Origin of the sequence: Bradyrhizobium tunisiense, from assembly GCF_042263385.1 — a bacterium.
In the GTDB taxonomy this organism is placed as follows: Bacteria; Pseudomonadota; Alphaproteobacteria; order Rhizobiales; family Xanthobacteraceae; genus Bradyrhizobium; species Bradyrhizobium tunisiense.
Map to the genome: position 1 here is coordinate 254245 of NZ_JBHLEV010000003.1, position 21260 is coordinate 275504.

At 64.9% G+C, this 21260-nt stretch carries 19 protein-coding genes; 11 read left to right on the top strand and 8 right to left on the bottom strand.

Features of this window, described 5'->3' with window-relative positions:
- Positions 1-82 precede the first annotated feature (82 nt).
- Together ACFDR6_RS14455 and ACFDR6_RS14460 are read left to right on the top strand one after the other, a co-directional pair.
- The gene (locus ACFDR6_RS14455) at positions 83-1786 is read left to right on the top strand and encodes an FMN-binding glutamate synthase family protein (RefSeq protein ID WP_375858691.1); all 1704 of its coding nucleotides are present in this window, start codon (positions 83-85) and stop codon (positions 1784-1786) included.
- Positions 1787-1869: 83 nt separating this feature from the next.
- Positions 1870-2109 (top strand): PilZ domain-containing protein, encoded by a 240-nt coding sequence (locus ACFDR6_RS14460; RefSeq protein ID WP_212079640.1) that lies wholly within the window; start codon positions 1870-1872, stop codon positions 2107-2109.
- 115 nt (positions 2110-2224) lie between these two features.
- On the opposite strand, the gene ACFDR6_RS14465 is transcribed toward ACFDR6_RS14460, so the two are convergent.
- Entirely contained in the window at positions 2225-3520 is a 1296-nt protein-coding gene (locus ACFDR6_RS14465) for a hemolysin family protein (RefSeq protein ID WP_375858692.1), read from the bottom strand.
- A 238-nt stretch (positions 3521-3758) separates the two neighbouring features.
- Here ACFDR6_RS14465 and ACFDR6_RS14470 point away from each other — a divergent pair, with 238 nt between their 5' ends.
- Entirely contained in the window at positions 3759-5834 is a 2076-nt protein-coding gene (locus tag ACFDR6_RS14470; protein WP_375858693.1) for a methyl-accepting chemotaxis protein, read from the top strand.
- Between the two features lie 30 nt (positions 5835-5864).
- On the opposite strand, the gene ACFDR6_RS14475 is transcribed toward ACFDR6_RS14470, so the two are convergent.
- From ACFDR6_RS14475 to ACFDR6_RS14485, 3 genes are all read right to left on the bottom strand, one after another.
- A complete protein-coding gene (locus ACFDR6_RS14475; RefSeq protein WP_375858694.1) occupies positions 5865-7871 on the bottom strand; it encodes a carbohydrate porin in 2007 nt (668 codons plus the stop codon).
- A gap of 370 nt (positions 7872-8241) precedes the next feature.
- A complete protein-coding gene (locus ACFDR6_RS14480; protein ID WP_212079644.1) occupies positions 8242-8505 on the bottom strand; it encodes a hypothetical protein in 264 nt (87 codons plus the stop codon).
- A 140-nt stretch (positions 8506-8645) separates the two neighbouring features.
- Positions 8646-9452 carry a creatininase family protein gene (locus tag ACFDR6_RS14485; RefSeq protein ID WP_212079645.1) on the bottom strand — a complete coding sequence of 269 codons (807 nt, stop codon included), beginning with the start codon at positions 9450-9452 and terminating at the stop codon, positions 8646-8648.
- 154 nt (positions 9453-9606) lie between these two features.
- On the opposite strand from ACFDR6_RS14485, the gene ACFDR6_RS14490 reads away from it, so the two are divergent.
- From ACFDR6_RS14490 to ACFDR6_RS14520, 7 genes are all read left to right on the top strand, one after another.
- Positions 9607-10629, top strand: coding sequence for an ABC transporter substrate-binding protein (locus ACFDR6_RS14490; RefSeq protein WP_375858695.1), 1023 nt, complete (start codon positions 9607-9609; stop codon positions 10627-10629).
- Positions 10630-10727: 98 nt separating this feature from the next.
- A complete protein-coding gene (locus tag ACFDR6_RS14495; protein ID WP_375859118.1) occupies positions 10728-11543 on the top strand; it encodes an ABC transporter ATP-binding protein in 816 nt (271 codons plus the stop codon).
- On the top strand, positions 11540-12358 hold the full coding sequence (locus ACFDR6_RS14500) for an ABC transporter permease (protein WP_375858696.1): 819 nt from the start codon (positions 11540-11542) through the stop codon (positions 12356-12358). The genes ACFDR6_RS14495 and ACFDR6_RS14500 overlap by 4 nt, the downstream gene beginning before the upstream one ends.
- A complete protein-coding gene (locus ACFDR6_RS14505; RefSeq protein ID WP_375858697.1) occupies positions 12358-13347 on the top strand; it encodes a 2-hydroxyacid dehydrogenase in 990 nt (329 codons plus the stop codon). The genes ACFDR6_RS14500 and ACFDR6_RS14505 overlap by 1 nt, the downstream gene beginning before the upstream one ends.
- A complete protein-coding gene (locus tag ACFDR6_RS14510) occupies positions 13347-14039 on the top strand; it encodes an AprI/Inh family metalloprotease inhibitor (protein ID WP_212079649.1) in 693 nt (230 codons plus the stop codon). Before ACFDR6_RS14505 ends, ACFDR6_RS14510 begins: the two co-directional genes overlap by 1 nt.
- 101 nt (positions 14040-14140) lie before the next feature.
- Positions 14141-14515 (top strand): hypothetical protein, encoded by a 375-nt coding sequence (locus ACFDR6_RS14515; RefSeq protein WP_212079650.1) that lies wholly within the window; start codon positions 14141-14143, stop codon positions 14513-14515.
- A gap of 75 nt (positions 14516-14590) precedes the next feature.
- Positions 14591-15400 carry a tetratricopeptide repeat protein gene (locus ACFDR6_RS14520; RefSeq protein ID WP_375858698.1) on the top strand — a complete coding sequence of 270 codons (810 nt, stop codon included), beginning with the start codon at positions 14591-14593 and terminating at the stop codon, positions 15398-15400.
- Between the two features lie 6 nt (positions 15401-15406).
- On the opposite strand, the gene radC is transcribed toward ACFDR6_RS14520, so the two are convergent.
- The 3 genes from radC to ACFDR6_RS14535 all read right to left on the bottom strand — a co-directional run bounded on the left by radC (position 15407) and on the right by ACFDR6_RS14535 (position 18522).
- Positions 15407-16120, bottom strand: a complete 714-nt coding sequence (gene radC, locus ACFDR6_RS14525; protein ID WP_375858699.1) for a RadC family protein — start codon at positions 16118-16120, stop codon at positions 15407-15409.
- Between the two features lie 90 nt (positions 16121-16210).
- Complete coding sequence (map, locus tag ACFDR6_RS14530) at positions 16211-17029, bottom strand: type I methionyl aminopeptidase (protein WP_212079653.1); 819 nt, start codon at positions 17027-17029, stop codon at positions 16211-16213.
- 176 nt (positions 17030-17205) lie between these two features.
- Entirely contained in the window at positions 17206-18522 is a 1317-nt protein-coding gene (locus ACFDR6_RS14535) for a mechanosensitive ion channel family protein (RefSeq protein WP_212079654.1), read from the bottom strand.
- Positions 18523-18730: 208 nt separating this feature from the next.
- Here ACFDR6_RS14535 and ACFDR6_RS14540 point away from each other — a divergent pair, with 208 nt between their 5' ends.
- Entirely contained in the window at positions 18731-20524 is a 1794-nt protein-coding gene (locus ACFDR6_RS14540) for a potassium/proton antiporter (RefSeq protein WP_375858700.1), read from the top strand.
- A 73-nt stretch (positions 20525-20597) separates the two neighbouring features.
- Here the strand turns inward: ACFDR6_RS14540 and modC are convergent, their stop codons facing one another.
- The gene (modC, locus tag ACFDR6_RS14545) at positions 20598-21260 is read right to left on the bottom strand and encodes a molybdenum ABC transporter ATP-binding protein (protein ID WP_375858701.1); all 663 of its coding nucleotides are present in this window, start codon (positions 21258-21260) and stop codon (positions 20598-20600) included.

Sequence of the window (21260 nt, forward strand, 5' to 3'; positions counted from 1 at the left end):
GCCTGAAACAAGGGCCGCGTCATATCCGTATGACAGGCGCGGGCGTATCGTGCCGCCTCATGCTGGCGAGAGGATCGGAATCGTGGCCGACGACGACAAGACGCAGGTATCCTCCCAACACTCATCCCCCAAGCGCCTGCCGCTGGCGGAAGAGGGGATCATGGAAACCCTGCTGCTGCCATTCTCTCCGCGCTTCATCGTGCTGACGATCTGCGCGGTCGTCACCGCGCTGTTGATCGGCATCGGCATCGCCGACCGCAAGATCTTCGACATCCTGCTGATCCCGATCCTGATCTTCGGCGCGCTGACGCTGCTCGGCGTTCGCGATCTCCTGCAGAAGAGCCACGCGGTGCTGCGCAACTATCCGATTTCGGCGCATATCCGCTTCCTGCTCGAAGAGATCCGCCCCGAGATGCGGCAATATTTCTTCGAGAGCGAGAAGGACGGCATGCCGTTCTCGCGCGACACCCGTGCGGTGGTCTATCAGCGCGCCAAGATGGAGCTCGACAAGCGTCCATTCGGCACCCAGGAGGACGTCTACCGCCAGGGCTACGAGTGGATGCATCACTCGGCCTCGCCGAAGACGCATGCACAGGAGAAGTTCCGCATCGGCATCGGCGGCCCCGACTGCAAGAAGCCCTATTCGGCATCGGTGCTCAACATCTCCGCGATGAGCTTTGGCGCGCTCAGCGCCAACGCCGTGCGTGCTCTCAATGCCGGCGCAAAGAAGGGCGGCTTCGCGCACGACACCGGCGAGGGCGGCGTCAGCCCCTATCATCGCGAGATGGGCGGCGACATCATCTGGGAAATCGGCTCCGGCTATTTCGGCTGCCGCCATCTCGACGGCACCTTCGATCCGGAAGCGTTCGCGCGCGTGGCCGGCGACGACCAGATCAAGATGGTCGAGCTGAAGGTCAGCCAGGGTGCCAAGCCCGGCCATGGCGGCGTGCTGCCGGCCGCGAAAGTCTCGGAGGAAATCTCCAAGATCCGCGGCGTCGCGATGGGCGAGGACTGCATCTCGCCCGCCTCGCACCGCGCCTTCTCCACGCCGGTTGGCATGATGCAGTTCATCGCCGAGATGCGCCGCCTTTCCGGCGGCAAGCCGGCCGGCTTCAAGCTGTGCATCGGCCATACCTGGGAATTCCTGGCGATCTGCAAGGCGATGCTTCAGACCGGCATCTATCCCGATTTCATCGTCGTCGACGGCAATGAGGGCGGCACCGGCGCCGCGCCGCTGGAGTTCATGGACCATCTCGGCATGCCGATGCGCGAGGGCGTCAATTTCGTCCACAACGCGCTGATCGGCATCAATGCGCGCGACCGCATCAAGGTCGGCGCCTCCGGCAAGATCGCGACCGCCTTCGACATGGCGCGGGCGATGGCGATCGGCGCCGACTATTGCAACTCGGCGCGCGGCTTCATGTTCTCGCTCGGCTGCATCCAGTCGCTGAGCTGCCACACCGACCGCTGTCCGACCGGGGTCGCGACCCAGGACCCGTCGCGCGCGCGCGCGCTCTACGTGCCGCTCAAGATCGACCGCGTGCACAATTATCACCACGCGACGCTGCATTCGCTCACCGAGCTGATTGCCGCCGCCGGCCTCGAACATCCGCAGCAACTGCGCCCGATCCATTTCAGCCAACGGACGTCGACCACCCACGTGCAGTCCTTCGCGCAGCTCTATCCGGCGCTGCGCCCGGGCGAGCTGCTCGAAGGCACGGACGATCCGCGCTTCCGCGACGCCTGGCGGATGGCACAGGCAGACACGTTCCAGCCGGCGCTGTGACCGTCGCCCCGGCCGGCGGGGAAATTCTCCGCAAGCGGGGCTGTGTTTAACGTTTGCTTCAACTTTGGGTGTAGGCTGTGCCCATGGACGAACGGCGCGACAAGGCGAGGCATCGCGTGCTGAAGGCCGGAACGATCGAGTTCGGCGGCGGCGCGATCGACTGTACCGTCCGCAACCTGTCCGACACCGGTGCCGCGCTCGACGTCACCAGCCCGGTCGGCATCCCCGATCATTTCACCCTGTTTCTCCAGGCCGACGGAACGCATCGGTCCTGCACCGTGGCCTGGCGCAAGGAAAAGCGGATCGGGGTGAGGTTCGGGTGAGGATTGTTCGGCGCGAGCGCGTGCTGCAAGCTCAACTGTCGTCCCGGACAAGCGAAGCGGAGATGGACGCGGCAACATCCGTCACACCTGCGTAGGCATTCGCGCTATCGCTCACTCATCCCGTCTCGACCTCGCTCAACCGGCTCGCCAGGATCTTGTCGATGCGCCGTCCATCGAGATCGATCACCTCGATATGCCAGCCGCCGAAGTCGAAGGCATCGCCGGCGTCGGGCAGCGCGCTGAACTGCTGCAGCACCAGGCCCGCCACCGTGTTGTACCGGTGTGGCGGCAATTCGATGCCGAGCAGCTCGCCGAATTCATCGACCGGCATCCAGCCGGAGATCAGGAACGAGTCGTCTGCGCGCCTGACATAGGCCGGCTCCGGCGGTCCCGCTTCCGAATGGAAGGCGCCGACGATCGACTCGAGGATGTCGGCGGCCGTCACCATGCCTTCGAAGCCACCGTATTCGTCGTAGACGAAGCCGATGTGAACCGGAGCAGTCTTCAGGATGGTCAGCACGTCGCGCGCGTCGGCCGAGGCCGGGATGCCGGGCGCCTCACGCACGAGCGCGCGCAGGTCCGGGTTACGTTCGTTCATATAAGCGACCAGCAGGTCCCTGGCCTGGAGCACGCCGATCGGCTTGTCGCGGTCGCCATCGGAGACGGGAAAGCGCGAGTGCGGGCTCTTGGCGATGATCGCCTGGATGGCGGCCAAATCGTCGTTCAGGTCGATCTCGTCGACCTCCGTGCGCGGCGTCATGACCGCGCCGACCGGCCGGTCGCCGAGCCGCATCACGCCGGCGATCATCTCCTTTTCACCGGGCTCGAGCACGCCTGCGCTCTCGGCCTCGCGGACGAGGTGATGGATCTCGTCCTCCGAGACCTTCTCTTCCGACTTGCCGCCCCGGCCGAGCAAAGTGAGGATCAGCCTGCCGGAGACGTCGAGCAGGAACACCAGTGGCAGCGAGACCTTCGCAAGCACGTGCATGGCCGGCGCAACCCTCACCGCGATGCTCTCGGGGTCGCGCAGCGCCACCTGTTTCGGCACCAGCTCGCCGACGATCAGGGTGGCGTAGGTGATGAGCGTGACGACCATGCCGACGCCGACGATGTCGGCAATGCCGGGGGACAAGCCAAGCTCGAGCAGCCACTGCGTCAGCCGTTGTCCGAGCGTCGCGCCCGAGAATGCGCCGGAGAGCACACCGACCAGCGTAATGCCGATCTGCACCGTCGAGAGGAATTTGCCGGGATCGGCCGCCAGAATCAGCGCCCGCTCCGCGCCGCGAATGCCCTTGGCGGCGAGCAGCGACAGCCGGGCCGGGCGGGACGAGACCACGGCCAGCTCGGACATGGACAAGAGGCCATTGATGACGATCAGGACGACGACGATGGCGAGTTCGACCGATAGCATTGGCGTTCCGAGGTAAGGGAGTATGGCCAGATGGGTGGCACATGCCTCGATATAGGTATTGGGCGCGGAAATGCCGTCGGTTTCGTCGCATTGGAGCCTGCCGGAACCGCGTGACGGAAGGGGTGATCCAACAAGCTCACGCGGGCGCCCGTGGAACTACGGGACTCCGTGTTTAACGGGGTCTTAGCGGGCGGCGTTTAGGTTTTCGACATTGCAGAAAACGGACTCGGGGGACCTTATGCGGATTGGGAAGCTTTTTGCGCTGTCGATGCTGACGGTGACGGTTTTTGCGGTCATCCTCGGCGCCGAGGTGCTGATACCCCAGGCCCGCATCTTCACGAACCGCTCCGACGCGATCAAGACGGTCGATGCTTTCGGTGCGACGCTGATGGCCAGCCAGCACGTCGCCAGTCTTCGCGCTCCCTATATCGGCCCGATCTTCCAGGAAGCGGCTGCGACCCAGGCTCAGCTCGAGGCCGCCGCAAAGGCCGCGAAAGCTGCCGAAGGCGGCTTCGAGGCCGCAAAGCGCGCCATCATGGTGCTGGATGACGGCGCAGCAATCAGTGAAAATCTCGACCGCGCCGCGCGGCGGCTGAAGGAGATCACCGCGTCGGCAGATCGTGCAATGGGCCTTGCTCTGGCGGCACGCGACAGCGCCGCGATCAAGGGCTTCCTGCCCGGTGTTGCCGAGGTCCTCGCCAATATAGAACCTGTCATGAACCGGCTCGAAGCGAAGGTCATCAATGCGGATTCCTCGCTTGCGGCACTGTTGAGCCTGGCGCGGACCGCGCAGGATCTGCGGGTGTCCGCCGGCAGCCGTGCTGCCACGCTGTCCCCGGCGCTGTCCGCACGCCGCCCGCTCACGGCGGCCGAATTGTCGTTGATGGATCGCATGCAGGGTCGCGTGGAGGCCGACCGCGAGCGTATCGAGGCCGGCATCGACCAAATCGGAAATCCGGTCCGCATAGCGGCCGCGATGAAGGCGGCAACGGAATCCTATTTTGGAAATGCCGCGATCGCCGTGGACAAGGAAATCCCCGCAGCGCGGAGTGACGGCAAGTATAGCTCCGACGCCGACAACCTCGCGAAGATCATCGTGCCCGCGATCCAGATGTTCTACGGCGTGCGCGATGCCGCGCTCGCGGAAGCGGCCGAGCGCGCCTCGGCTGCGCGCGATGGTGCGCTGGCGATGCTCGCGCTCGCCGGCGTCGCCGTGTTGGCGCTGCTCGGCACTCTCGCCGGCGTGACCATGATGCTGCGCAGCCGCGTGGTGACGCCGCTGGCGAAGCTGGCCGACGTGATCGGAACGCTCGCCGCCGGTCAGCACGAGGTCGAAATCCCCGCAACGGGCCGCAACGACGAGATCGGCCAGGTCACGGGCTCGCTTCGGCACTTCAAGGATTCACTGCTTGCCAAGAAGGAAGCCGACGAAGCTGCCGCCGTCGAGGCCGACGCGAAGCTCCGGCGCAGCCAGCGCATGGACCAGATTGCGCGCGAGTTCGAAGCCATGATCGGCGACGTGATCAACACGGTGTCGTCGGCATCGTCCGAGCTGGAATCGTCCGCGGGAACGCTGACGAGCACGGCCGATCAATCGGAGAAAGTCACCGCCACCGTCGCGGCCGCATCCGAACAGGCTTCCACCAACGTGCAGACCGTCGCCGCGGCGGCCGAGGAAATGGGCTCGTCGGTCGACGAGATCAGCCGGCAGGTGCAGGACTCCGCGCGCATCGCCGGCGAAGCCGTGCAGCAGGCAGGGCGGACCAACGACCATGTCGGCGAGCTCGCCCGGGCCGCGGGCCGGATCAGCGACGTCGTCGAGCTGATCAGCCAGATCGCGGGCCAGACCAATCTTCTTGCCCTCAACGCCACCATCGAGGCGGCGCGCGCCGGCGAGGCTGGACGCGGCTTTGCGGTCGTCGCTTCCGAGGTCAAGGCGCTCGCCGAGCAGACCGCCAAGGCGACCGGCGAGATCAGCCAGCAGGTCTCGGGAATCCAGGCCGCGACGGAAGAGTCCGTCGGCGCCATCAAGTCGATCGGCGACACCATCTCCCGCATGTCCGAGATCGCATCCGCAATCGCCGCGGCGGTCGAGGAGCAGGGCGCCGCGACGCGGGAGATTTCCCGCAACGTGCAGCAGGCGGCACGCGGCACCCAGCAGGTCTCCGCCAGCATCGTCGACGTGCAGCGTGGCGCAAGCCAGACCGGATCGGCCTCCTCCAACGTGCTCGCGTCGGCGAGATCACTGTCCGGCGAGAGCAGCCGTCTCAAGGTCGAGGTCGGAAAATTCCTGGACGCGATCCGGGCGGCCTAATCGACAGACGCATGCGGCCCGTCCCTGGGGCTAGAACTCGGCGTGCAGGCGGCCCGAGAAGATCGAGACCGGTCCGCGGTCGGCGTTATAGGCCGGGTTCGTGATGAACTGGTAGTCGAACGTCATGGTCGTCCAGGTATTGAGCTTCCATGCATAGTAGGCTTCGAGGATGCGTTCCGGGCTGTAGTTGAGCCGCCCGTCGCCGATGAGCAGGCCGGTGCCGCCGGCAGCAAGGAAATCGCGGTGCGCGTCGGAGAGACCGTTGACGGCCCCGCCGATGCCGATCGTATCGTCCGGCCGCCCCCAATGGCTCCCCTTGATCGACAGGCCGCCCGATACACTGCGGTCGATGTCGGTGAAGGACAGGATCTGGTTCTGCCCGTCGTTCCAGCTTGCGCGCGCGAACAGCCCGACGTCCTGGTAGATCTGCTGCTCGAGGTTGACGTAGAAGCCGTATTTCGAACGGTCGCGCTGGTTGGCGATCGTGATGTCGTTGATGTCGAGCGCAGGATTGGCAGCCGCGATCGCAACCACCTGGCGGTAATTGGCGGTATTGCCGCTGTTGTAGAACGTACCGACGCGCAATTTGCCGGGCTGCTCGAAGATCGAATGGCGCTCCTCGAACTCGATGACGGCGCCGCCGGTCTTGTAAACCAGTGTATCGCTGTTGGGCGCATCGGGGACCTGGAACAGGCCGGCGCGCACTGCCCAGTCCTTGCGATTGAGCTCGACCACCGCGCCGCGGGTGTAGCCGGGCAGATCGGCGGGGAAGTCGTAGGCGGCCGACGCCCACATCGCCCAGTTCATGAAGTCGGCGCGCGGATCCTTGGCGTAGGAATTTCCGTCGAAGAAGTCGCCGACGGCGAATCGGCCGACGATCAAGGTGACGCGGTCGATGTCACGCTTGCCGGCGAGCTGGTTCGGAGCATCGGGCACTTCCTCCTGCTCGCCGCCGAGACCAAATGTCTGCCTGAAATAGTAGCGCTGCGCACGGATTTTCGGGAAAGGCGCGCCGGCCTTCTGCGCCTCGCCGTTGGAGAAGCCGGCAAGGCCGAGCGTGCCGTTGATGCCAAAACCCTGCGCCAATTCGGGATTGAAGTAGAACTCGCCGCCGTCCCACAGCCGTGCGCCCAGGAAGGCCGTTGTCGTCCATGTCGCCTGAAACTGACCGCCTCCGGGGAGGCTCTGCGGGCTTGCATAGGGTGAGCGGATCGGCCCGTAGCCTTGCGGCAGCACGGTCGTCTGGGCATGGACGTTCCAGTCGCCGGACTCCGGCAGTTTCGTCCTGCCGTTGACCGGCGCCATCCAGGGCGTGTCGCCGAACTGGTAGTTGAGGCCGAGCTTGAAGAGGTGAACGCGCGGCGCGACATTGACGTTGGCGAGACCGAATTCGCCGAGATCGTAGGTTCGCCGGGACAGCGCGACGTAGTCGTACTCGGCCTTGGCGGTCCAGTTGCCGCTGACGGCGAATTCCAGGCCGAGTCCCGCTGTCCAGCCGATCTGATACTTTCCAACCGGAAACAGCTCGGAGACGCCGTCGGCGTCGTTGACGTTGATATGGGTATGGCCCCAGGCGAAGCCGCCGGTAACGAAAGGCATGAAGCGGTCGAACGCATAGCCGATGCGGCCGCGTACGGTGCCGACATAGTCGAGCGTGGTGTTGAACGGAGCCGGCGAGCGCTCGTGCGCGACGACATCGCGCGCGCCGGTGAACGTGGAGTCCGCCTCGATGCCGAGCACGACACGGTTCGCGAGCTGGCGATTGTAGCCGAGTTGATAGCCGCCGCTGAACCCGGTGGCACTGGGCGGCAGGACCACGCCTTGCAGCGGCAGTGAATGGGTGCCGGGTCCGAAGCTTGCGTCGCCATAGCCGAAATGACCGCCGACATAGAACCCGGTCCAGTCGTAGACCGCTCTCAGCGCCGGGGCCTTCAACGGAAGATCGGCCGCGGTGCCTGTGGCGGGCAAAGCCAGTACGCCAGTGGCAATCGCCGCGACGGTCAGCAAGCACCGCTGTCTGTGACCTCTCAACGTCAAAACGCACGCCCCCAAAACACCAATATGTCCACCCGCACAACCGGCATCACTGCCGATTCGCGACGACCCTGTCATCAGGTTCCGGTTGCTCACGCGGCCAGACGAGATCTCTCGGTCCGGCGCGACATCTTCCAAGTCCTGTGCCTGCTGCGAAGCTTATTGCGACTAAGTCGCAATTGCAATTGGCGCGAGTTGCCGTGGAAGATGGTTGGCACCGCTGTGTGACACGGCTGCAACAAATGCGCAGGGGGCTCAAATGGATGACCCCGCCCGGGGGGACAGCCGGGCGGGGTCGGGGGCACGACACGGGGTGGATGAGGCGCCCGTGTCGGACGCAGGATCCACGTAAGATCGGCCTCAGCTACCCAAATCAGTAGCAGGTACGAACGCGGCCGACGTACTGGCCGAAGGCGTTGTACTGGGCGACCCAGCCGCAGCGGTGATAACCGTGATAATAGGGGTCGTTCGTGGCGGCGATCGCGGAGCCGACGACGGCGGCGGTGGCGATGCCGGCACCGACACCAAAGACCCAACCGGGCTGCTTGGCTTCGGCCGAGGACGTGGTGGACGCGATGCTGCCGGTCACGGCGAGGGCAGCGAGAGCGATAGCGGCAATCTTGGTCTTGATCGACATGTGAAACTCCATCCGGGGTTGAGGCGGTCCGTTGTGGCCCGCGTGACCAGTTTGACGGAGGCTGCTCGCGTCCGGTTCGAACGCGGCAAATCCGCTCCCGGAAAGAAGAACTTTCCCGAGCAATTCCAGGCGGATATGAGTTAGCCGAGCGGGCCCTTGACGAGCCTGTTCACGTCGAAGTTATCGACTTCGGTGAGGAGCTCGCAGAAGGCGCTCGCACCCTGATCGATCAACCGCTCGCCCTTTTCCGCGACGGCAAGCGTCGCGTTGCCGATCGCGCCGCTGGCGTTCAGATCCTGCGCCTGCCAGGCGAACGGTGCAGGCCGCTGCGTCGACAGCCAGCGATACTGCCTTTCCATCGCGATGCTGCTCGCGGGAAAATCCGCGATGGCATCTTTGCGCACCTGATCGGGATAGCGCGCCAGCATGATCGAGGTCTCGATGGCGCCGCCATGAATGCCGTGCCGCACTTCGTCGGCCGGGAACAATTTGTCGGCGCCCGACAGCCGCGACCAGGACGTCGTCACGACGAACAGTTTTTGATGCGCGCGCAAATCCTGCGCGATCAACATCATTGCCGCGCTGTTGCCGCCATGGCTGGTGATGATGACGAGCTTCTTCACGCCGCGTCGCGCGACATCCTCGCCGATATCAGTCCATCGCTTCAGCGCGACGTCGGTCGGCAACGTCTGCGTGCCGGGATAATCGATATGCTCGGTGGAAATCCCGACCGGCTCAACGGGAAGGAACGTCGCTGGAATGCTCTCGGGCAACAGCTCACGCACCCGCGCCAGATACGCATCCGCGATCAGCACGTCGGTTGTGACAGGCAGATGCGGGCCGTGCTGCTCGGTCGCCGCCAGCGGCAGCACCGCGATCCAGCGGGACATCTCCGCAGGGGGCGCATCGGCCCAGCGAATGTCGGTCCAGTCGCGGGATGGCGTCATCAAGGTTTCTTTGCCCGAATTTGTAACGTAATTTGGGTTATGAGGGGATGCGGACCCGCTGGGTTCGCGTCCCCGTGAATGTCATGCGGTTTTATCGCGTTGTGTTCTCATGAGCCAGACGCGATTGGCCGGAAGCGGTCGACGGAGTGCCATTATGACCCCCTTTCATCTGCGGCGAGTGCTCACGGCGGGCCTGATGGCCGCTTTCGTCTGCGGCGTCCCGGCGCGTGCCGAGATGCTGGACAAGGTCACCTTCGGCACCAACTGGGTCGCCGAGGCCGAGCATGGCGGCTTCTTCCAGGCGGTCGCCGACGGCACCTACAAGAAATACGGGCTCGACGTCACCATCATCCCGGGCGGTCCCAACGAGAACAACCGGATGCTCCTGATCGCCGGCAAGATCGATTTCTTCATGGCCGCGAACACGCTGATGTCGTTCGACGCGGTCGCCAACAACGTCCCCGTCATCACCATCGCCGCGATCTTCCAGAAGGACCCGCAGGTGATGCTGACGCAGCCCGACGTCAAGGTCGGCAAGATCGAGGACCTCAAGCCGCTGACGCTGTTCGTCTCCAAGGAAGGCATGACCAGCTACTTCCAATGGCTGAAATCCGAATATGGCTTCAGCGAGAAGAACGTCCGTCCCTATAATTTCAATCCGCAGCCGTTCATCGCCAATCCCAAGAGCGCCATGCAAGGCTACGTCACCTCCGAGCCCTTCGCGGTGGAGAAGGCCGCCGGCTTCAAGCCGAACGTGCTGCTGCTCGCCGATTACGGCTTCAACACCTATTCGACCCTAGTCGAGACCCGCCGCGACATCGTCGAGAAGAAGCCCGATCTGGTCCAGCGTTTCGTCGATGCCTCCATGATCGGCTGGTACAACTACATCTACCGCGACAATTCCGCCGGCAACGCCCTGATCAAGAAGCTCAATCCGGAGATGACCGACGATCTGCTCGCCTATTCCGTCACCAAGATGAAGGAACACGGCATCGTCGATTCCGGTGACAGCTTGAAGAACGGCATCGGCGCGATGAGCGACGAGCGCTACACGTCCTTCTTCAACAAGATGGTCAAGGCCGGCGTCGTGAAGGCGGATCTCGACTTTCGCAAATCCTACACACTGCGCTTCGTCAACAAGGGCGTCGGCGTCGAGCTGCGCCCGAGCAAGCCGTAGCCGATGCTGAGACCGGACCAGGGTGGGGCGGCATCGCTCACCTCTCCCCATTGGGGCGAGGTGGTCGACCCGCGGCGCCGAACGGCAGCTTGCGATCAATGGTAGAGCGCTCGACGTCGTCCGCCGTCGAGGCCAGCCTGACGGCGCTCGCCGTCAGCCTGCGCGGCGTGACGAAGACCTATGACAATGGCGTCATGGCGCTCGGCCCGTTCGACCTCGCTGTGCGCAAGGGCGAGTTCATCTCGCTGCTGGGGCCGTCCGGTTGCGGCAAGTCGACGGTGCTCCGCATCATCGCAGAGCTCAGCACGCCGTCTTCCGGAATCGTGCGGGTGGCGCGCCGCGAGGGCGTCCCGCAGCCGGGTCATGGCATCGGCTTCGTGTTTCAGGAGCCGACACTGATGCCCTGGACCAGCGTGCGCGAGAACGTGCGGCTGCCGTTGCGGCTTGGGCGCGTTCCGAAGGCGGAGGCGTGCGCGCGTGCCGACGCGGCGCTCGCCAGCGTCGGGCTCGCCGATTTCGCCGATGCCTTTCCGCGCGAGCTCTCCGGCGGCATGAAGATGCGGGTGTCGCTGGCGCGCGCACTCGTCACCGACCCTGATATCCTCCTGATGGACGAGCCGTTCGCCGCGCTCGACGAGATCACGCGCTTCCGTCTCAACAACGATCTGCTCGCGCTGTGGCGCGGCCTTGGCAAGACCGTCATCTTCGTCACCCATTCGGTGTTCGAATCCGTCTATCTGTCGCAGCGTGTGGTGGTGATGACGGCGCGGCCAGGCCGCATCCAGGCCGATATCCGCATTGAAACGGTCGAGCCGCGCGGCGAGGCGTTTCGCACCTCAGCCGCCTATTCCGATTATTGCCGGAAAGTGTCGGCCGCGCTTGCGCCGTCCTATGCGGAGCAGTCGACGCTATGAACGCGCAAGCGACCGTCACCGCGAAACCGCGAGCTGCGCGACGCGCGCTGCGGTTCGTGCTTCCCGTCATCGTGTTCGCCGCCGGCCTCCTCGCCTGGGAACTGCTGGTCCGCATCAGAGAGATCCCGCCCTACGTGCTGCCGGCGCCCTCAATCATCATCCTGACGCTGATCAAGGACTCGGCGGTGCTGTCACAATCGCTCGCGACCACGCTTTTGACCACGCTCGAAGGGTTTGCGGCCGCCAGCATCGGTGGCATCGCGCTGGCGCTGCTGTTCAACCAGTCGAAATGGGTCGAGTATTCGCTATTTCCCTATGCAGTCGTCCTGCAGGTGACGCCGGTGATCGCGATCGCGCCGCTGCTCCTGATCTACCTGGAACAGCAGACCGCGGTCGTGGTCTGTGCCTTCATCGTCGCCTTCTTCCCGGTGCTGTCCAACACCACGCTCGGGCTCAATTCGGTCGATCGCAACCTCGCCGGCCTGTTCCAGCTCTATGGCGCCTCGCCACGGCAAACGCTGCGTTTCCTCAAGCTCCCCGCGGCACTGCCCCACATTCTCGGCGGCTTGCGCATTGCCGGCGGCCTGTCGCTGATCGGTGCGGTCGTGGCGGAGATCGCGGCGGGAACGGCAGGCGCCGGGTCCGGGCTCGCCTACCGGATCGCTGAATCGGGCTATCGATTGAACATACCCCGCATGTTCGCAGCGCTGCTGCTGTTGTCGCTGGCCGGGATTGTCATCTATGGGGTGCTGGCGCTAGTTTCGCACCTCGTTTTACGGCGCTGGCATGAGAGCGCGCTTGGAAAGGAAAACTGATGGCTGCCGGTTCGATTTCGTCCGAAAAGATCGACCTCCTGATCTATGGGCCGGTGCGGCCGATCCTCGAGAACGGGTTTTCCGACCATTTCGTCGTGCACAAGGCCGAGACGCGCGGTGACCTCGAGCGGCTGACGCCGGCGATCCGCGAAAAAATCCGCGGCGTCGCAGTGACCTATCACACCGTGCGCGCCGACAAGGAGTCGCTGTCGCAGCTGCCCAAGATCGAGATGGTGGCGAGCTTCGGCGTCGGTTACGACCACGTCGACGCCAAATATGCGGCCGAGCACAACATCATCGTCACCAACACGCCCGACGTGCTGACCGAGGAGGTCGCCGACGTCGCGATGGGCCTTCTGATCTCCACGTTGCGCGAGTTCATCAAGGCCGACCGCTACGTCCGCTCCGGGCTGTGGCAGACGCAGAACTATCCGCTCAGCGTCGGTTCGCTGCGCGATCGCAAGGTCGGCATCGTCGGCATGGGCCGCATCGGCCAGGCCATCGCGCGCCGGTTAGATGCCTCGCTGGTGCCGGTGGTCTATCACTCGCGCAACCCATCCAAGGACGTCTCCTACAAGCACTATCCTGATCTGATCGAGATGGCGAAGGCGGTGGATACGCTGATGGTGATCGTGCCCGGCGGCGCGGCTACCAACAAGATGATCAACGCCGAGGTGCTGAAGGCGCTCGGCCCGCGCGGCGTGCTGATCAACGTCGCGCGCGGTTCGGTGGTCGACGAGCCGGCGCTGGTCCAGGCGCTGAAATCGGGCACCATCCTGGCCGCCGGCCTCGACGTGTTCGCGGCCGAGCCGAACGTGCCGGACGAGCTCAAGACCATGCAGAACGTCGTGCTGCTGCCGCATATCGGCTCGGCCTCGGTGGTGACGCGCAACGCCATGGACCAGCTCGTGGTCGACAACCTCAAGTCATGGTTCTCAGGCAAGGCGCCGTTGACGCCGGTTGCCGAAACGCCATTCAAGGGGCGCTGATGACAGCTCTTCGGGTCGTTGCATTCGCCGTCGCGGCCTGCTTGGCCGCGATCGGCCATGTGCATGCGCAGGATGCGGCGGCCCTGAAGAAATCGATGCCTGGGCAATGGGAGCTCTCGACCACCGAGCGCAGCAAGACCTGCGTCGTCACCCTCAAGGGCGATGCCGCGGGACAGGGCTTCAAGCTGGAGCTCGAACCGGCCTGCAAGACCGCGCTGCCCTTCACCAAGGACATCGCCTCCTGGAACGTCAGGGGGCTCGACATCGTCCGCTTGCAGGACGCCACCGGTGAGGCCGTGATCGACTTCACCGAGGTCGAGGCCGGCATCTTCGAAGGCTTGCGCCAGGGCGAGGGCGTTTACATCCTGCAAGACCTCGCCGCCGCGCGTGCCATGGCCAAGTCGATGGACCAGATGATCGGTGATTGGTCGATGGTGCGCGGCAACGGCCAACCACTGTGCGGGCTGACGCTGACCAACACCGAGGCGGGGCCGGACAATTTCCAGGTCTTCCTCAAGCCGAGATGCGACGCGGCCATCGCGCAGTTCAATCCGACGCAATGGCGGCTCGAGCGCGGCCAGATCATCCTGATGTCGAAATCAGGCGACGCCTGGCAGTTCGAGGCCGACGACAACGCGCAGTGGCGGCGCGTCCCCGACACCGCCGATTCCCTGATCTTGCTGCGGCAATAGGCGGTCCAGCATTCCGCGCCGCCGCATGATGCTACGCGAAACGGAACCCGCAGCCCGGGCATCTCGTTGACGGAAGAGGTGGTTCCGTTGGGAGATCCGGCATGGCCAAGCGCATCCTCGCCATCGGCATCGAACCCGGCAATGCGGATTATTCCGCATTCCCGCAACTCACGCCCGAACATGTCCGCAGCTACATCGAGGCGCAGCTGTTGCGCTTGCGCGGCCTCGGCTTCGAGGTCACGAGCTGCCTGATCGATCTCGATGCGGCCGCCGAGGCCGCCGTGACGGCGGCGCTGCGCGATGAGCGATTCGACTGCATCGTGATCGGTGCGGGCCTGCGCGAGCCGAAGGAGCGATTGCTGCTGTTCGAGAAGGTGCTCAACCTCGTCCACCGCCTGGCACCCGAGGCCGCGATATGCTTCAACACCACGCCGGCCGACACCTCCGAGGCGGTGCTGCGCTGGGTCAAGCCTTGAGCTGACGGCACTCGCTTGTCGCGACACTGCGTGTGCCAATTTGTCGGCGCAATCAACCGTTGATGCGCCCGGCTTGTGGCCCCGCCGCCGAATTCGCCGATTGTCTCGAGTTCTGCCAGATTTGAACTTTTCTTACGCACTGGTGACCAAGATACAATGGTCAGACCGGATCGGGCTCTTGATATGAGATTCGTCGCCCTTGCGTTCGCCTGCCTTCTCGTTTTCGCGATGCCCGCCAACGCGAACGACACCCGCACCTTCAATGCGATGGTGGCCTTGGCCAATCGCGGAGATGCCGAGGCGCAATATCATGTCGGCATGATGCACAATAACGGCATCGGCACGCCGCAGGACCGCAGCCAGGCCTTCGAATGGTTTCAGAAATCGGCCGCGGCCGACCACCCGCTCGGCGCCTACAAGCTCGGTTGCTACTATGACGGCCAGGGCGCGGGCGTCGTCGCAACCGACTCGGATCAAGCGCTGAAATACAAGCTCGTCTCCGCCAAGGCCGGCTATGCCCGGGCCCAGCACGACGTCGCGCTCATCTATGACCGACAAGGCAATTCAGAAGAAGCGCTGAAATGGTGGAAGATGGCTGGCGATCAGGGGCTTCCCGAAGCCCTCTTCAGCCTGGCCCGTGCCTATTCAGCGGGAAAGGGAGCGCCGAGGGATCTGTCCCTGTCGTACGCCTATTTCAAGCTCTCGAAGGTGGCGCCGCCCAAGAACGTGAACGAGATGGCTTCCACGTTGGCCAAGCCGGAGCTTGAGAAGGCCGAGAAACTCGTTGCCGAATGGAAGCCGCAACCGACCGCCTTGACGCTCAAGGCATTCAGCGGATTCAGGGCCGCTGAAGAGCATTTGAAAGTCGCCAAGCAGGTGTTCTGATCTCATCTAGATCAACCGCATCCCGCGCAGGCTGGCGTGCCCGCCTTTGCCGACGATGATGTGATCGTGCACGGCAATTCCCAGCGGCTTTGCGATGTCGATGATCGCTTTCGTCATCTGGATGTCGGCCTGCGACGGCGAGGGGTCGCCGGAGGGGTGGTTATGCACGAGGATCAGCGCGGTCGCGGATAATTCCAGCGCGCGCTTGATCACCTCGCGCGGATAGACCGGAGTGTGGTCGACGGTGCCGGTCTGCTGCACCTCGTCGGCAATGAGCTGGTTGCGCTTGTCGAGGAAGAGCAGGCGAAACTGCTCCTTGTCGGCGAATGCCATGCTGGTACGGCAATAGGCGATCACCTCGTTCCAGGACGACAGCGCGTTGCGGCTGTTGACCTCGCCCTTGGCAACGCGGTGCGCCGCGGCGGCAATCAGCTTGAGCTGGTTGACCGCGGACTCGCCGATGCCGTCGACCTCGCGCAAGCGCGCCACCGGCGCATGCACGGCCTCGGCGAAGGAGCCGAAGGTCTTGATCAGCAGCTTGGCGAGCGGCTTGGTGTCGCGCCGCGGCAGCGCCGGAAACAGCGCCATCTCCAGCAGCTCGTAGTCGCTCAGTGCATCCGCCCCCGCGCTGTAGAAGCGCTCGCGCAGCCGCTCGCGATGGCCGTGATAGTGCGGCGCGTCCTCAGTCTTGCTCTTGTCGTGGTTGGTCTTGGCGGGCATCGGGAGCCAGCATTGCCGGGGACCGGCGCTTTTGCAACCGTCAATTGCGGCGGCAATCGGCTTCAGGCGAAGCCGATGTCCCTGAGAGACTCACCCGATCTGCTTCTCGCCGTGCCGCTCCGACAGCGTGAAGATCTCGACGCCCGTGGCCGTCACGCCGACCGAGTGCTCGAACTGCGCCGACAGCGAGCGGTCGCGGGTCACCGCGGTCCAGCCGTCGGAGAGGATCTTCACATGCGGCTTGCCGAGATTGATCATCGGCTCGATGGTGAAGAACATGCCGGGCTTGAGCTGCACGCCTTCGCCGGGGCGGCCGATATGGATGATGTTCGGCTCGTCGTGGAACATGCGGCCCAAGCCATGGCCGCAGAAATCGCGCACCACGCTCATGCCCTGCGGCTCGACGAAGCTCTGGATGGCGTGACCGATATCGCCGGTGGTGGCGCCGGGCTTCACCGCGGCGATGCCGCGCATCATCGCTTCATAGGTCACCTCGATCAGCCGCTCCGCCTTGCGCGCGATCGGGCCGATCGCATACATCCGGCTGGAATCGCCGTACCAGCCGTCGACGATGAAGGTGACGTCGATGTTGACGATGTCGCCTTCCTTCAGCGGACGGTCGCCGGGCATGCCGTGGCAGACCACGTGGTTGAGCGAGGTGCAGGTCGAATAGCGGTAGCCGCGATACATCAGCGTCGCCGGATAGGCATTGTTGCTGAAGGCGAAGTCGCGGACGAACTGGTCGATGCGCTCGGTCGGCACGCCGGGCCCGACGATGTCGGTGAGCTCGTCCAGGCACTTGGCCACCAGCGCGCCCGCCTTGCGCATGCCGGCAAAGGCGCTCGGTCCATGCAGCTTGATCTGTCCGGTCTTGCGCAGGGAGGTATCGGTGGCTTCGACGTAGCTCATGCTTGTGCGGTCTTCCGGGGCTGTCCAGATATCGGCGGAAAGGCTTGATTTCAGGCCCCAATTTAATGATTGCGGGCCTTCATGCAAGCGAAGGCAGAGCGTTTTCGAGCGAAGTGGCCGCCGGCTCGCGTGAAGAAAACGAGAACCTTACCGGCTCTTTGCACCCGAAAGCGGGCCTAATTCGGGACTTCCACGGTGCTTTCCACCGGCAGCGCGCCGCTGCGGATGCGGATTTCGCGGACGGGGTAGGGAACCCGGATGCCCTCGTGCTTGAAGGCGTCCCACAGCCCCAGCATCACGTCGCTCTTGACCTTGTCCATGCCGTCGGGATCGGCGATCCAGAAGGTCAGCGAGAATTTCATCCCGGCTTCCGCGAACTCGGTCAGGATGCAGGTCGGCGGCTTGCCCTTCTGCGCGCGCGGATGGGCGGCGGCGGTCTCCGCGGCGAGCGTGCAGACCAGACGGGGATCGGCGTCGTAATTGGTGCCGAAGGCGATCTTCACCAGCGTGTTCTTGTCGGTATAGGTCCAGTTGACGACCTTTTGCGTCACCAGATCCTCGTTCGGCACCAGGAACTCGCGGCCGTCTCCGGCGGCGACCGAAATATAACGCGTCTTCATCGCGCTGATGCGGCCGGTATTGTCGCCGATGGTGACGAGGTCGCCGGGCTTCACCGACTTGTCGGCAAGCAGGATGATGCCCGAGATGAAGTTGGCCACGATCTTCTGCAGGCCGATACCGATGCCGACGCCGACCGCGCCGGAGAACACCGCGAGCGCCGAAAGATCGATGCCGACCGCGCCGAGCGCGATCACGATCGCGACCGCAAGCAGCCCGATCCGGATGATCTTGACCAGCAGCACCTGCACCGATGGCGTCAGATCGGTGGTCGCGTTGATCCGGCTCTCGGCGAAATTGCTCGCGATGTTGGTGGCCCAGAGCGCGATGAGGAGGAGCGCGCCGGCCTTGAGCGCCAGCAGCGGGGTCAGCCTGAGGCCGCCGAGCACGATCGCGTAGGAATCGAGCAGGTCGACCGTCGTATCGAGCTGGCCGAGGATCGAGAGCGCTGCGAGAAACCAAGCCGTGATCGACACCAGCTTGACGATGAAGGCATTGCGCAGCACCGAGGTCACGAGCCGGATCGCGAGCCAGGCCAGTCCGAGCTTGGCGGCGACCATCAGGAGATAGGAGCGGCTCGGCCAGGTCGCGTGGTACATCACCACGCGGGAGATGATCACGAGCAGGGTGAACACCGCCGTCGAGGCGCTGGAGACCATCACCCTGGCGAAGTGCCGGAGCGGCAGCGGCCAGCGCATCGCCAGCGAGGTCATGTCGATCCGGCTGCGGACGGCGGTCTCGGCGGCATAGGCGATGCCGGCCGCGGCCAGAATGAGGCCGAATTGCAGGTAGAACCAGGGCGAGGAGATTTCCGCCCCGACGCTGCGCGCGGTGGTCTGCACGAACTCCATGAAGTCCTTGAGGTCCATGTCCATCGGTCTCGTCGGCAAGCTGCGGAAGGAATTGATTCGAGGGAGCCGCAGAATCCCACAAAGGGCGCGGCCGGGCCATCGATACACCGGCATGTGATGTACGTTAAGGCCGTAAAGTGCGGGCAGATTGCCGCGAGGAACGAAAATGGGTTGGCGCGCGAGTCCCCCGACGATAAGGATGCCATTCCAGCTGTTTTGACCCGGAAGGTGGATGGCCTCTCTCGACTCCGTCAGCCTCGCCATATTGCTCGGTGCCGTGCTCGTCATGGCCGGCATCCTGTCGAGCCTTCTGGCACTCCGCTTCGGCGCGCCCCTGCTGCTGGTCTTCCTTGCGGTCGGCATGCTCGCCGGGGATTCCGGTCCCGGCCAGCTCCAGTTCGACGACGTCCGCACCACCTATCTGGTCGGCTCGGTGGCGCTTGCCCTGATCCTGTTCGACGGCGGCCTCAGGACGCGCTTTGCCAGCATCCGCACCGTGCTGGCGCCGTCCATGGTGCTTGCGACGATCGGCGTGCTCCTGACCGCGCTGATCACGGCGCCGTTCGCCAAATTCGCGCTCGATCTCAACTGGACGGAGTCGCTGCTGGTCGGTGCCGTGGTGGCCTCGACCGACGCGGCGGCCGTGTTCCTACTGGTGCACACGCAGGGCCTGCGGCTGCGCCCGCGTGTCGGCGCGACGCTGGAGGTGGAATCCGGCACCAACGACCCCTTCGCGATCTTTCTCACCTTGATGCTGGTCGAGTACATCTCGGTCGGCTCGAGCTCGCCCGGCCATGTGCTGATGGAGTTCATCCAGGAGGCTGTGCTGGGCGCCATCGTCGGCGTCATCGGCGGTCGCCTCGTCGTCATCGCGCTCAACAAGGTGGCGCTGCCGCAGGGCCTGCATGCACCGTTCGTGACCACGGGCGCGCTGGTGATCTTCGGCGGCTCGCAGATGATGCATGCCTCCGGCTTCCTCGCGGTCTATCTCGCCGGCATCATCATCGGCAACCGGCCGACGCGCGCACATAACTCCGTCGTGGCCTTCCTCGATGCCGCGACCTGGCTGGCGCAGATCGTGATGTTCGTGCTGCTCGGCCTGCTGGTCTCGCCGAGCCGGCTCGGCACCAGCGTGCTGCCGGCGGTCGCCGTCGCGCTGGTGCTGATGCTGGTGGCGCGGCCGATCGCGGTCTTCGTGTGCCTGGCGCCGTTCCGCTTCAACTGGCGCGAAAAGATCTTCATCGCCTGGACCGGCCTGCGCGGCGCCGTGGCGATCTTCCTGGCCTCGATCCCGATGCTGGTCGGCCTGTCCAAGGCCTATCTCTATTTCGACGTCGCCTTCGTCGTCGTGATCATCTCGCTGCTCCTGCAGGGCTGGACCCTGGCGCCGGCCGCGCGCAAGCTGCACGTGGCGCTGCCGCGCGCCGAGCGCGGCCCGCGGCGTGTCGAGCTGGATCTGCCCGGCCAGCTCGAACAGCAGTTGGTCGGCTATCCGGTGCGGCCCAAGAGCCTGTATTTTCGCCGCGGCCTGATCCCGTCATGGTCCAAGCCGACACTGGTCATCCGCAACGAGCACATCCTGACGCCGACGGAAGCCGATCCGATCGCGCCCGGTGACTACATCTACCTGCTGGCGCCGCCGGAAAAGGCCGAGTCGCTGGACCGCTTCTTCGTCGACATGCAGTCGAGCTCGGCGCCGGATCCGCATTTGCTCGGCGACTTCATGGTCTCCGGCGAGCACACGCTCGCCGAGCTCGCCGAGATCTACGGCGTGAAGGTGAGCGAGGACGAGAGCAAGCTCACGCTCGCCGACTATTTCGACATCCATCTCGACCATGCGCCGAAGGAGGGCGCCGAGCTCGCGCTCGACGAGATCGTGCTGGTCGCGCGCTCGATCTCCGGTGGCCGCGTCAGCGTCGTCGGCCTGCGCCTGCCGGAAGAGGACGAGACCCCGCCGCCGCTGACGCGGGCGAAGGCGCTGCGGAAGAAGCTTGCCGATGTGTGGGCGTCGGTTGCGGGAGTATAGCACTCACCATCGCCTTAGCCGGGCATGACATTGGTGGTGAAGCGAAAGCAGGCCAAACGGGCCCGCATGCCCCTCACGCCAGCACCTTCACCCCGCCAAGGCTCGTCACGCGGCCCTGCTTCAGCATCACGATCTGCGTCGCGAGCTGGCGCAGCTCGGCGGCGTCGTGGCTGACATAGACCATCGGCACATTGGCCTCGTCGCGCAGTCGCACCAGATAGGGCAGGATCTCGAGCTTGCGGCCCTCGTCGAGCGCGCCGAGCGGCTCGTCGAGCAGCAGGAGTCGCGGCTTCGATAGCAGCGCGCGGCCAAGCGCGACGCGCTGCCGCTCGCCGCCGGAGAGCTTTCCGGGGCGGCGACCCTGCAGAGCGCCGATATCGAGCAGGTCGATGACGCGCGTGTGCTGAGCAGGATCGGGCGCGAGGCCGTTCATGCGCCGGCCGTAATCGAGATTCTGCGCGACGGTGAGATGCGGGAACAGCCGCGCGTCCTGAAAGACATAGCCGATGCGGCGGCGCCAGGTCGGGACATGGATGCCGGAAGCGGTGTCGTCGACGGTCTCGCCGTCGATGACGATGCTGCCGCGGTCGGGCCGCAGCAGCCCTGCGATCATGTTCACCAGCGAGGTCTTGCCGGCGCCGGAGGCGCCGAACAGGCCGATGACGCGGCCTTCGCTGGTGAAGGTCGCGGACAGCGAGAACTCGCCGAGCTGCTTTTCGATGTCGACCCGCAGCAT

Coding starts and splice junctions, on each gene's coding strand:
- ACFDR6_RS14470 (WP_375858693.1), top strand. CDS start 3,759: ATGCGGATTGGGAAGCTTTTTGCGCTGTCGATGCTGACGGTGACGGTT.
- ACFDR6_RS14505 (WP_375858697.1), top strand. CDS start 12,358: ATGGCTGCCGGTTCGATTTCGTCCGAAAAGATCGACCTCCTGATCTAT.
- ACFDR6_RS14495 (WP_375859118.1), top strand. CDS start 10,728: ATGGTAGAGCGCTCGACGTCGTCCGCCGTCGAGGCCAGCCTGACGGCG.
- ACFDR6_RS14460 (WP_212079640.1), top strand. CDS start 1,870: ATGGACGAACGGCGCGACAAGGCGAGGCATCGCGTGCTGAAGGCCGGA.
- ACFDR6_RS14510 (WP_212079649.1), top strand. CDS start 13,347: ATGACAGCTCTTCGGGTCGTTGCATTCGCCGTCGCGGCCTGCTTGGCC.
- map (WP_212079653.1), bottom strand. CDS start 17,029: ATGAGCTACGTCGAAGCCACCGATACCTCCCTGCGCAAGACCGGACAG.
- ACFDR6_RS14515 (WP_212079650.1), top strand. CDS start 14,141: ATGGCCAAGCGCATCCTCGCCATCGGCATCGAACCCGGCAATGCGGAT.
- ACFDR6_RS14535 (WP_212079654.1), bottom strand. CDS start 18,522: ATGGACATGGACCTCAAGGACTTCATGGAGTTCGTGCAGACCACCGCG.
- ACFDR6_RS14480 (WP_212079644.1), bottom strand. CDS start 8,505: ATGTCGATCAAGACCAAGATTGCCGCTATCGCTCTCGCTGCCCTCGCC.
- ACFDR6_RS14485 (WP_212079645.1), bottom strand. CDS start 9,452: ATGACGCCATCCCGCGACTGGACCGACATTCGCTGGGCCGATGCGCCC.
- radC (WP_375858699.1), bottom strand. CDS start 16,120: ATGCCCGCCAAGACCAACCACGACAAGAGCAAGACTGAGGACGCGCCG.
- ACFDR6_RS14500 (WP_375858696.1), top strand. CDS start 11,540: ATGAACGCGCAAGCGACCGTCACCGCGAAACCGCGAGCTGCGCGACGC.
- modC (WP_375858701.1), bottom strand. CDS start 21,260: ATGCTGCGGGTCGACATCGAAAAGCAGCTCGGCGAGTTCTCGCTGTCC.
- ACFDR6_RS14490 (WP_375858695.1), top strand. CDS start 9,607: ATGACCCCCTTTCATCTGCGGCGAGTGCTCACGGCGGGCCTGATGGCC.
- ACFDR6_RS14540 (WP_375858700.1), top strand. CDS start 18,731: ATGGCCTCTCTCGACTCCGTCAGCCTCGCCATATTGCTCGGTGCCGTG.
- ACFDR6_RS14465 (WP_375858692.1), bottom strand. CDS start 3,520: ATGCTATCGGTCGAACTCGCCATCGTCGTCGTCCTGATCGTCATCAAT.